We start from the raw sequence: 11,047 nt of genomic DNA on the forward strand, positions 1-11,047 counted from the left end.
AGCGGTGCCCTGTTTGTTGTAAGGAAAAGTGACGTTAGTCTGCGTCGTAGCCTAAATTCGGCGCCAGCCAGCGTTCCACCTCTGACACGCTCATGCCTTTACGCAGAGCGTAATCCTCAATCTGATCGCGCTGAAGCTGTGCCACGGCGAAGTACTTGCTGTCCGGATGGCTGAAGTACCAGCCGGAAACGGACGCGCCCGGCCACATGGCAAATGACTCGGTGAGCTTCATGCCCGTATGCGCTTCTACGTCCAGCAGTTTCCAGATAGTGCCCTTCTCGGTATGTTCCGGACACGCCGGATACCCCGGTGCCGGACGAATGCCCTGGTAGTTTTCGCGGATCAGCTCCTCGTTGCTGAGGTTCTCATTCGCCGCGTAGCCCCAGTGCACCTTACGTACGCGCTCGTGCAGATACTCGGCAAAGGCTTCCGCCAGGCGATCGGCAATCGCTTTCACCATGATTTTGTTGTAATCATCGTGCTGCGCGTCGTACGCATCCGCCAGCGCGTCTTCTTCCAGACCGCCGGTTACGGCAAAGGCGCCGATATAGTCGGCTTTACCGGAGAGTTTCGGTGCGACGAAATCCGCCAGGCAGTAGTTGGCAAAGCCCACTTTCTCGGTTTGCTGGCGCAGATGGTGGCTCACGGCCAGCACATGGGTGCGGGTTTCATCGCGGTAGATTTCCACGTCGTCGCCCACGCGGTTCGCCGGGAACAGCCCCACCACGCCGCGCGGGTTGAGGGCTTTCTCTGCGCTCAGCCTGTCGAGCATGTCGTTAGCATCTTTAAACAGGCGCTTCGCCTCTTCGCCCACCACCTCATCTTCAAGAATGCGCGGATATTTGCCCGCCAGCGACCAGGTCATGAAGAATGGCGTCCAGTCGATGTAGTTACGCAGCGTTTCGATGCTGGCCGTCACGTCCTGCACGCCCAGACGGTGTGCGACCGGCGGCGTATAGCTGGACCAGTCGAACGCCAGATCGTTTTCGCGCGCCGCCTGAAGCGAAACCGGCGGCGTGCGCGGTTTCTTACGTCCATGCTGAATGCGGACGGTTTCATACTCTTTGCGGGTGCGGGCGACAAAGTCATCGCGCTGGGTGTCAGACAGCAGCGCGGAGACCACGCCCACGGTGCGCGAGGCGTTTTGGACATACACCGTCGGCCCACTGTAGTTCTGCTCGATTTTCACCGCCGTGTGGGCTTTCGAGGTGGTTGCCCCGCCAATCAGCAGTGGAATGGTGAAGCCCTGGCGCTCCATCTCTTTTGCCACGTTGACCATTTCGTCCAGCGACGGCGTAATCAGCCCGGAAAGACCAATCAGATCCGCATTCACCTCACGCGCGGTCCTGAGGATTTTATCCGCCGGGACCATCACGCCAAGATCGATAATTTCGTAGTTATTACACTGCAACACCACGCCAACGATGTTTTTGCCGATGTCGTGTACGTCGCCCTTCACGGTGGCGATGACCATTTTACCGTTACTGGAGCCCTTCTCTTTGCTGGCTTCGATAAAGGGTTCCAGATACGCCACCGCCTGTTTCATGACGCGGGCGGATTTCACCACCTGCGGCAGGAACATTTTGCCCTCGCCAAACAGATCGCCGACCACGTTCATGCCGTCCATCAGCGGCCCTTCGATCACTTCAATCGGACGGGCGGCCTGCTGACGCGCTTCCTCAGTATCCTCCTCGATAAACTCGGTAATGCCTTTTACCAGCGAGTATTCCAGACGCTTATTCACATCCCAGGAGCGCCATTCGGCCTGTTGAACGTTGGCTGATTCGTCAGATTTACTGCCGCGGTATTTTTCCGCCAGATCCAGCATGCGTTCGGTGGCGTCGTCACGACGATTGAGGATCACGTCTTCTACGGCGTCGCGCAGCTCGGCTGGCAGATCGTCGTAAATTGCCAGCTGGCCGGCGTTGACGATCCCCATGTCCATCCCGTTGCGGATGGCGTAGTAGAGGAACACGGCGTGGATCGCTTCACGCACCGGGTCGTTGCCGCGGAACGAGAACGAGACGTTCGATACGCCGCCGGAGATGAGGGCATGCGGCAGCTCGCGCTTGATGTCCTCGCACGCGCCGATAAAGTCCTGGGCGTAGTTGTTGTGCTCTTCGATGCCGGTCGCCACGGCGAAGATGTTCGGGTCAAAGATGATGTCTTCCGGCGGGAAGCCTACCTCTTCGGTCAGTATTTTGTATGCGCGGCGGCAAATCTCAATTTTACGCGCGCGAGTGTCGGCCTGGCCCACTTCGTCAAAAGCCATCACCACCACCGCAGCACCGTAGCGGCGGACCTGCTTCGCGTGGTGGATGAAGACATCCACGCCTTCTTTCATCGAGATAGAGTTGACGATGCCTTTACCCTGAATGCACTTCAGCCCTTTTTCGATGACCTCCCATTTGGAGGAGTCGATCATGATCGGCACGCGGGCGATGTCCGGCTCACCGGCGATCAGGTTCAGGAAACGCACCATCGCCGCTTCGGCGTCGAGCATCCCCTCATCCATGTTGATATCGATAATCTGCGCGCCGCTTTCCACCTGCTGGCGGGCAACGTCCAGCGCTTCGCTGTACTTCTCCTCTTTGATCAGACGCTTGAACTTCGCGGAGCCGGTGACGTTTGTACGCTCACCCACGTTCACAAACAGGCTGTCTTCGCCGATGGTTAACGGCTCAAGGCCGGAGAGGCGACAGGCAACCGGCAGTTCGGGCAGCTTGCGCGGCGGCAGTCCGGCCACGGCGTTGCTCATGGCGGCGATGTGCTCCGGCGTGGTGCCGCAGCAGCCGCCGACGATGTTGAGAAATCCAGACTCGGCCCACTCGCGGATTTGTGCCGCCATGGTGTCGGCATCCAGATCGTATTCACCGAAGGCGTTCGGCAGACCGGCGTTCGGGTGCGCGGTAACGTAGCATTCCGCAATGCGCGACAGCTCCTGCACGTACTGGCGCAGCTCGTCCGGGCCCAGCGCGCAGTTCAGGCCGAAGGAGAGCGCGTCGGCGTGGCGCAGGGAGTTATAAAACGCTTCGGTGGTCTGGCCGGACAGAGTACGGCCGGAGGCATCGGTGATGGTGCCGGAAATCATTATCGGCAGGTCAACGCCCAGCGCCTCGAACTCCTCTTTCACCGCGTAAACCGCGGCCTTGGCGTTGAGAGTGTCGAATACCGTTTCAATCAGGATCAGATCGGAACCGCCTTCCACCAGCGCTCTGGTCGATTCACGGTAGGCAACAACCAGCTGGTCAAAGGTGATATTACGAAACGCCGGGTCGTTGACGTCCGGTGAAATCGACGCGGTGCGGTTGGTTGGGCCAAGCACCCCGGCAACGTAGCGCGGCTTGTCCGGCGTGCGGGCCGTCCACTCGTCGGCGCAGGCGCGCGCAAGCTTTGCGGCTTCAAAGTTGATCTCCGCCGACAGGGATTCCATCTGGTAATCCGCCATGGCGATGGTTGTCGAGTTAAAGGTGTTGGTTTCAACGATATCCGCACCCGCTTCGAAGTAAGCGTTGTGGATATCTCTGATGACAGATGGTTTGCTTAACACCAGCAGGTCATTGTTCCCTTTCAGGTCACAAGGCCAGTCGGCAAAGCGCTCGCCGCGGAAATCGTCTTCACTCAGACGATAGCCCTGGATCATGGTGCCCATGCCGCCGTCCAGCACCAGAATTCGTTCATTTAACTGCGCACGCAGTTGCTCTACTTTGCTGCTCACACTTGCTCCCGACAACGCTCAACATGGCCAAAAGGCTGCGTTCCATACTGGCATAATCTCGCAGGGTCGAAAAGTCACACAGCGGTAACATGAGACATGTTCACTATCACTCCTCCGATCAGTCAGGAAAGCGGTTGCAAAACCACCAAATAAAACGAAAATGATTTCCACGATACAGAAAAAGGAGTTCGTCATGGTTACGACCGTTCCCGCTAAACGCGGCAGAAAACCTGCTGCAACCACCGCTGCACAACCTGGCGGACAGGTTCAATCCCTGACGCGCGGCCTGAAGCTGCTGGAATGGATAGCCGAATCGCACGGCAGCGTGGCCCTGACGGAGCTGGCGCAGCAGGCTGGCCTGCCGAACTCCACCACGCACCGTCTGCTGACCACCATGCAGCAGCTGGGATTCGTGCGTCAGGTGGGCGAGCTGGGACACTGGGCGGTGGGGGCGCATGCGTTTATTGTCGGCAGCAGCTTCCTGCAAAGCCGCAACCTGCTGGCGATTGTCCACCCGATTCTGCGCAAGCTGATGGAGGAGTCCGGCGAGACGGTAAACCTGGCCGTACTGGATCAGAGCGATCACCAGGCGATTATTATCGACCAGGTGCAGTGTACGCAGCTGATGCGCATGTCCGCACCGATTGGCGGCAAGCTGCCGATGCACGCCTCTGGCGCAGGGAAAGCGTTTCTCTCGCAGCTGAGCGAAGAGCAGGTAACGGGGCTGCTGCACCGTAAAGGGCTGCACGCCTATACCCACGCCACGCTGGTGTCGCCCGTGCATCTGAAAGAAGATCTGGCTCTGACCCGCAAGCGCGGCTATTCGTTTGATGACGAAGAACATGCCCTCGGGCTGCGCTGCCTCGCGTCCTGCATTTTTGACGAGCACCGCGAGCCGTTTGCCGCCATCTCCATCTCCGGGCCGATTTCACGCATGACCGACGACCGCGTCACCGAGCTGGGCGCGATGGTGATTAAGGCCGCGAAAGAGGTGACGCTGGCGTATGGTGGGATTCGTTAAACGTGCATTGCCGCCTGATGCCCTCACTCCGGCCCTCTCCCACAGGGAGAGGGAGAAAAGCGGATGCAAAACCGCTGCTTGCGGCGGTAAGCGTAGACATCTTCCACGTGTCCGTTTTTGATCCGCGTTTGCAGCCCGCGCCAGTAGCTGGCGCGGAACAGATCGGCATGCATCTCTTCAAATAACGGCCCGATGCGCGGGTCGGCACACAGCCAGTGGCGAAACTCCTCCGGAAACACATCGCCCGGCGATACGCTGTACCACGGCTCGCTGGACAGTTCATCTTCCGGGTAGCGCGGCGCCGGGATATCGCGGAAGTTCACCTCGGTCATGTAGCAAATTTCATCGTAATCGTAGAACACCACCCGCCCGTGACGGGTGACGCCGAAGTTTTTAAACAGCATGTCGCCGGGGAAAATATTGGCGGCGGCGAGCTGGCGAATCGCATTGCCGTACTCTTCAATGGCGTCTCGTAAAGCCTGGCCTTCGGACTGCTCCAGCCAGATATTTAACGGCACCATCCGGCGTTCGATATAGAGATGGCTAATCGCAATCTTATCGCCAAGATCGGTAATTTTCGTCGGCGCTTCCTGCATTAGCAGCGACATCAGCGACGGATCGATCTGCTGCTTATCCAGCACAAAGTTTTCAAACTCCTGGGTATCGGCCATTCGCCCGACACGATCGTGCTCTTTAACCAGCTGATAGCAGGCGCGAACGTGCGCGGCGCTCATCTCCTTCTGCGGGGCGAATTTATCCTTAATCACCTTAAACACGCGGTCGAAGCCCGGCAGTGTGAAAACCAGCATCACCATGCCGCGGATCCCCGGCGCTTCGATAAACTGCTCATCAGCCGTGGTGACATAACGCAGGTATTCCCGATAACTTTCCGTTTTGGCATGCTTCTGACAGCCAATCGCCATGTACAGCTCGGCGGTGGTTTTGCCCGGCAGGATCTCGCGCAGCCACTCCACCAGGGCGGCAGGCAGTGGGGCATAGACCATGAAATAGGAACGGGCGAAGCCAAATACGATACTGGCCTCAGCGCTGGTAGTCAGGCAGGTATCGACAAACAGTTGGCCGTCGTCGGTACGGTGAATGGGCAGCAGAAACGGCACGATGGCTGTCGGCGTAACCAGTTTGCCCACCAGCCAGGCGGCCTTATTCCGGTAGAAAAGCTCGTTGGCAACCTGCAAATGGCTGCGGCTGAGCACCTCCTCGCCGAAGGTTTCATTGAGATACGCATGGATATAGCCGATATCCCGGGGTTTATTCTCCCACGGCAGGCGCAGCGGCAAATCCGTTAAGACGCGGTGCAGGAGCTTTTCCCAGCCGCGATCGGGAAAGAAATCTTTCGCCAGCGGACGCGGAATGGTACGGAAGCGGCGCTCCGGCTGGGAGCTGAAGATAAATAACCGCTCAGGAGATAATGAGCGGTGGTCAAATAACCGGCAATAGACGGAGTTGAAAAAGCTCTCCGCAATCTCGAAGCGCGGGTAGTCGGGTAACAGATGGGTGTAATGCTCTTTCACGCGCAGTAAAAAATCCGCATCCGGGCTTTTACCGTCGGTGATACAGCGCAGTTGCTCCACCACCAGACCTACATGGTGATCATAAAGATGGATACGCTGCTTCATGGCCTGCTGAACCGCATGCCAGTCGGCGTGCTCAAAACGCTGTTGCGCGCCGGAGGTGACTTCCAGAAAGCGGCCATATTGGGCATCGAAGCCCTGCAAAATAGTTTGGGCAATCAGTAATTCCAGACCACGCGACATATATTCCCCCTCACCCCAACCCTCTCCCCGAGGGGGGAGAGGGGGAAAAGATTAGAACTGTGCTTCTTCCGTTGAGCCCGTTAATGCCGTGACGGAGGAGGCCCCGCCCTGAATAATCGTGGTCACATTATCGAAGTAGCCGGTTCCCACTTCCTGCTGGTGCGAAACGAAGGTATATCCCTCTTTGCCTGCCGCAAATTCTGGCTGCTGCACCTTCTCAACATAGTGCTTCATGCCTTCGCCCTGCGCGTAGGCATGCGCCAGGTCGAACATGTTGAACCACATGCTGTGGATACCCGCCAGGGTGATGAACTGGTACTTGTAGCCCATATCCGACAGTTGCTGCTGGAAGCTGGCGATGGTGGTATCGTCCAGATTCTTTTGCCAGTTGAAGGACGGCGAACAGTTATAGGCCAGCAGCTTGCCCGGATACTTCGCATGAATCGCATCGGCAAAGCGCTTCGCCAGCGCCAGATCCGGCGTGGAGGTTTCACACCAGACCAGGTCGGCGTAAGGGGCATACGCCAGGCCGCGGCTGATCGCCTGCTCGATACCCGCGTGGGTACGATAGAAACCTTCACTGGTGCGCTCGCCGGTAATAAATTCGCTGTCGTACGGATCGCAGTCAGAGGTGATCAGGTCCGCCGCATCAGCATCGGTACGGGCAATCACCAGCGTCGGCACGCCGAGCACGTCAGCAGCCAGACGCGCGGCAACCAGCTTTTGGATCGCTTCCTGGGTTGGTACCAGCACTTTCCCGCCCATATGCCCGCACTTCTTGACCGACGCCAGTTGATCTTCAAAGTGAACGGCCGCTGCACCGGCCTCAATCATGGATTTCATCAGCTCAAAGGCGTTCAGCACGCCGCCGAAACCGGCTTCCGCATCGGCGACGATCGGCAGGAAATAGTCTATAAAACGCGGATCGTGGGGTTCGATACCCGCGGCCCACTGGATCTGATCCGCACGGCGGAAGGTATTGTTGATCCGATCCACCACTGACGGCACCGAGTTCGCCGGATAAAGAGATTGATCCGGATACATGCTGGAGGCAAGGTTAGCATCCGCCGCGACCTGCCAGCCGGAAAGATAGATAGCTTCAATGCCGGCCTTCGCCTGCTGCAATGCCTGACCGCCAGTCAGTGCGCCGAGGCTGTTGATATAGCCTTTTTTAGCTCCCCCGTGCAGCAGATCCCACATTTTTGCCGCGCCGTTCTGCGCCAGCGTACATTCCGGGTTAACCGAGCCACGTAACTTCACCACTTCCTCTGCGCTGTACGGGCGGCGAATGCCTTCCCAGCGCGGTTGGGTCCACTCTTTTTGTAACTCTTCGATCTGTTGGGTACGGGTTTTCATGTGCAGATGCTCCATATTGTTATGTGGTGAATTACGCCAGGAAGCGGTAGCCCGGCAGGGTCAGGAAGTCGATTAAGTCATCAGAGGTGGTGATTTGCTCCATCAGACGTGCAGCATCGTCAAAACGCCCACTGCTGAAGCGGTGCTCGCCCAGTTCGTCCTGGATGACCCGCATCTCTTCGGCCAGCATCTGACGGAACAGGGCTTTGGTTACCGGTTTGCCGTTGCTGAGCGTTTTTTGATGGTGGATCCACTGCCAGATGGAGGTACGTGAAATTTCCGCCGTGGCGGCATCTTCCATCAGGCCGTAAATCGGCACGCAGCCGTTGCCGGAGATCCATGCCTCGATGTACTGCACGGCGACGCGAATGTTGGCGCGCATCCCCTCTTCCGTGCGTTCGCCCGCACACGGCGCCAGCAACTGTTCTTCTGCGATTGGCGCATCGTCTTCACGGGTGACAAACAGCTGGTTTTTGTTGTCGCCGAGTACGCGGTTAAAGACTTCCATCGCCGTATCGGCCAGACCGGGATGGGCAATCCACGTCCCGTCGTGGCCATTACGGGCTTCCAGCTCTTTATCGGCTTTCACCTTGTTGAGCACATGGTTGTTACGCTCAGCATCTTTGCTCGGGATAAAGGCCGCCATGCCGCCCATCGCAAAGGCGCCGCGTTTGTGACAGGTCTTAATCAGCAGGCGCGAGTAGGCGCTGAGGAACGGTTTATCCATAGTCACAACCTGACGATCCGGCAATACCCGGTCGGCATGGTTTTTCAGCGTTTTGATGTAGCTGAAGATGTAATCCCAGCGGCCGCAGTTCAGGCCCACAATATGGTCACGCAGCGCATGGAGGATCTCATGCATCTGGAATACGGCAGGCAGGGTTTCAATCAGCAGCGTGGCTTTAATGGTGCCGCGCGGCAGGCTGAAGCGGTCTTCTGCGTAGCTGAAAACTTCACTCCACCACGCCGCTTCCTGCCAGGACTGGGTTTTCGGCAGATAGAAATAGGGGCCGCTGCCTTTCGCCAGCAGGTTTTTATGGTTGTGGAAGAAGTACAGCGCAAAGTCGAACAGGCTGCCCGGAATCGCTTCTCCGCGCCAGGTGACGTGCTTTTCTGGCAAATGCAGACCGCGTACGCGACAGATCAGCACCGCCGGATTCGGTTTGAGCTGGTAAATTTTACCGGCTTCGTTGGTATAGCTGATGGTGCCATTGACGGCGTCGCGCAGGTTGATCTGCCCGTCGATAACTTTCTGCCAGTCCGGTGCCAGCGAGTCTTCAAAATCGGCCATAAAGACTTTGACGTTGGCATTCATGGCGTTGATCACCATTTTGCGCTCTACCGGGCCGGTGATCTCCACACGACGATCCTGTAAATCTTCAGGGATTCCGCGGATTTTCCAATCACCATGACGAATGGAAGCAGTTTCCGAAATAAATCCTGGCAACTTGCCGTTATCGATCCCCTGCTGTTGGTGAATGCGCGCCGCCAGCAGTTTATTACGCTGTGGCGTAAAGCGAGTCACCAGTTCAGTCAGAAACTCTACCGCTTCTGCCGTCAAAACTTGCTGTTCTTGCTCACCATTCGGCTGGGTAAAGGTCAGTTCATCGACCGTTGTTGCCTGTTGAGTCATCGTTCTGCTCCTCATCAAAGATCCAAATCACGCCCCCGACGCGAGCGAAAGATCGTTGTGTAGTTTTCGCTCAGCAGAATTAAGACTATCTATAATTTTTCCAAAATCAAAAACAATTTCCATTTTAATTTTAATTGCAACGCAACTTCATGATTACTATAGAGTTAAAGTTTCCTGGTATGTTGAACAGGATTTCGGAAATAAAAAAGGCACCCGAAGGTGCCTGATCTGAATAGCTGAAACGCTTTAGGATCGTTTAATGCAGACGATTACTCCAGCGTCGGATTCATGTGGCGAAGATCGTACGGCGTAATCTGGTAGACGTAATAGTTGAGCCAGTTGGTAAACAGCAAATTTCCATGACTACGCCAGGTTGCCCGAGGCGTGTTTTGTGGATCGTTTTTCGGGAAATAGTTGTACGGGACATCCGGATTCAGACCCGCTTCAACGTCACGAAAATACTCTGCCGCGAGGGTATGCGGATCGTACTCAGGATGGCCGGTAACGAACGCGATGCGTTTGTCTTTACTGGCGAACAGGTAGGCATCGCCGTCTTCCGTTTCGGCCAGGATTTCCAGGTCGGTGTAATCTCGGATCAGCTGTGCCGGAAAATCGGCGTAGCGAGAATGCGGGGCCAGGAAAGTGTCATCGAAACCACGCGTCAGCAGCGCATGCGGGTGAAGGATGTGGTGTTCGTATACGCCAGAAAGTTTGTCGCTGCGGGTTTGCTTGGGAATGCCATAGAGGATATTCAGTGCGGCCTGTACCGCCCAACAGACAAATAAGGTGGACGTGACGTGATCTTTTGCCCACTCCAGCACCTGCCTGATCTGTGGCCAGTAGGCAACGTCATTAAATTCCACCAGACCCAGCGGTGCGCCGGTGACGATCAGCCCATCGAAATTCTCATCGCGAATATCTTCAAAATTACAGTAGAAGTTATTCAGATGCTCAGCAGGCGTGTTGCGTGACTCACGCGCGTCAATGCGCAGCAGCTGGATATCAACCTGAAGCGGAGAGTTGGAGAGCAAACGCAGGAACTGGTTCTCTGTTTCGATCTTCTTTGGCATCAAATTAAGGATCAGCACCTTCAGCGGGCGAATTTCCTGACCAGAAGCACGCGAAGTTGTCATTACGAAGACATTCTCTTCACGCAAGAAAGTGACGGCTGGTAGCTCGTCCTGCACCCGAATCGGCATAACCTTAAATCCTCACAGCATACGTATAAACGTTTAGACATCCAGACAGCTAACGATACCCAGAAACGGGGTTAATGTCGAGCCTGCAAGCCTAAGGTGAGAAAGTTTCAAGGAGGGGATGGTGCGGTTTGATGCCCTCACCCCGGCCCTCTCCCACAGGGAGAGGGAGAAAAACAAAAGCAAAAAACCCCGCACCTTACGGTACGGGGTTCTTCTTGTTTGATGCCTGGCAGTTCCCTACTCTCACATGGGGAGACCCCACACTACCATCGGCGCTACGGCGTTTCACTTCTGAGTTCGGCATGGGGTCAGGTGGGACCACCGCGCTAAAGCCGCCAGGCAAAT

6 protein-coding genes and 1 rRNA gene are annotated in these 11,047 nt (G+C 56.6%); 1 reads left to right on the top strand and 6 read right to left on the bottom strand.

What is annotated here, in order from left to right; genetic code table 11:
• Nucleotides 1–34: 34 nt before the first annotated feature.
• On the bottom strand, nucleotides 35–3,718 hold the full coding sequence (metH, locus tag DD606_RS11990) for a methionine synthase (RefSeq protein ID WP_129258686.1): 3,684 nt from the start codon (nucleotides 3,716–3,718) through the stop codon (nucleotides 35–37).
• 193 nt (nucleotides 3,719–3,911) lie between these two features.
• Between metH and iclR the strand changes: the two genes are divergently transcribed.
• Nucleotides 3,912–4,739, top strand: a complete 828-nt coding sequence (gene iclR, locus DD606_RS11995; protein ID WP_003860353.1) for a glyoxylate bypass operon transcriptional repressor IclR — start codon at nucleotides 3,912–3,914, stop codon at nucleotides 4,737–4,739.
• 23 nt (nucleotides 4,740–4,762) lie between these two features.
• On the opposite strand, the gene aceK is transcribed toward iclR, so the two are convergent.
• The 5 genes from aceK to rrf form a co-directional block, all read right to left on the bottom strand.
• On the bottom strand, nucleotides 4,763–6,514 hold the full coding sequence (aceK, locus tag DD606_RS12000) for a bifunctional isocitrate dehydrogenase kinase/phosphatase (RefSeq protein ID WP_003860354.1): 1,752 nt from the start codon (nucleotides 6,512–6,514) through the stop codon (nucleotides 4,763–4,765).
• A gap of 51 nt (nucleotides 6,515–6,565) precedes the next feature.
• Entirely contained in the window at nucleotides 6,566–7,870 is a 1,305-nt protein-coding gene (aceA, locus tag DD606_RS12005) for an isocitrate lyase (RefSeq protein ID WP_003860356.1), read from the bottom strand.
• A 31-nt stretch (nucleotides 7,871–7,901) separates the two neighbouring features.
• Nucleotides 7,902–9,503 carry a malate synthase A gene (gene aceB, locus DD606_RS12010; protein WP_003860359.1) on the bottom strand — a complete coding sequence of 534 codons (1,602 nt, stop codon included), beginning with the start codon at nucleotides 9,501–9,503 and terminating at the stop codon, nucleotides 7,902–7,904.
• 269 nt (nucleotides 9,504–9,772) lie between these two features.
• Nucleotides 9,773–10,702: a homoserine O-succinyltransferase gene (metA, locus tag DD606_RS12015; protein ID WP_129258687.1), complete on the bottom strand. Its 930-nt coding sequence runs from the start codon at nucleotides 10,700–10,702 to the stop codon at nucleotides 9,773–9,775.
• Nucleotides 10,703–10,926: 224 nt separating this feature from the next.
• Nucleotides 10,927–11,042, bottom strand: a 5S ribosomal RNA gene (gene rrf / locus DD606_RS12020).
• Nucleotides 11,043–11,047: the final 5 nt, after the last annotated feature.

The sequence above is a fragment of the Enterobacter cloacae complex sp. GF14B genome (assembly GCF_004136805.1).
GTDB lineage: Bacteria > Pseudomonadota > Gammaproteobacteria > Enterobacterales > Enterobacteriaceae > Enterobacter > Enterobacter hormaechei_C.

Coding starts and splice junctions, on each gene's coding strand:
- iclR (WP_003860353.1), top strand. CDS start 3,912: ATGGTTACGACCGTTCCCGCTAAACGCGGCAGAAAACCTGCTGCAACC.
- aceK (WP_003860354.1), bottom strand. CDS start 6,514: ATGTCGCGTGGTCTGGAATTACTGATTGCCCAAACTATTTTGCAGGGC.
- aceA (WP_003860356.1), bottom strand. CDS start 7,870: ATGAAAACCCGTACCCAACAGATCGAAGAGTTACAAAAAGAGTGGACC.
- aceB (WP_003860359.1), bottom strand. CDS start 9,503: ATGACTCAACAGGCAACAACGGTCGATGAACTGACCTTTACCCAGCCG.
- metA (WP_129258687.1), bottom strand. CDS start 10,702: ATGCCGATTCGGGTGCAGGACGAGCTACCAGCCGTCACTTTCTTGCGT.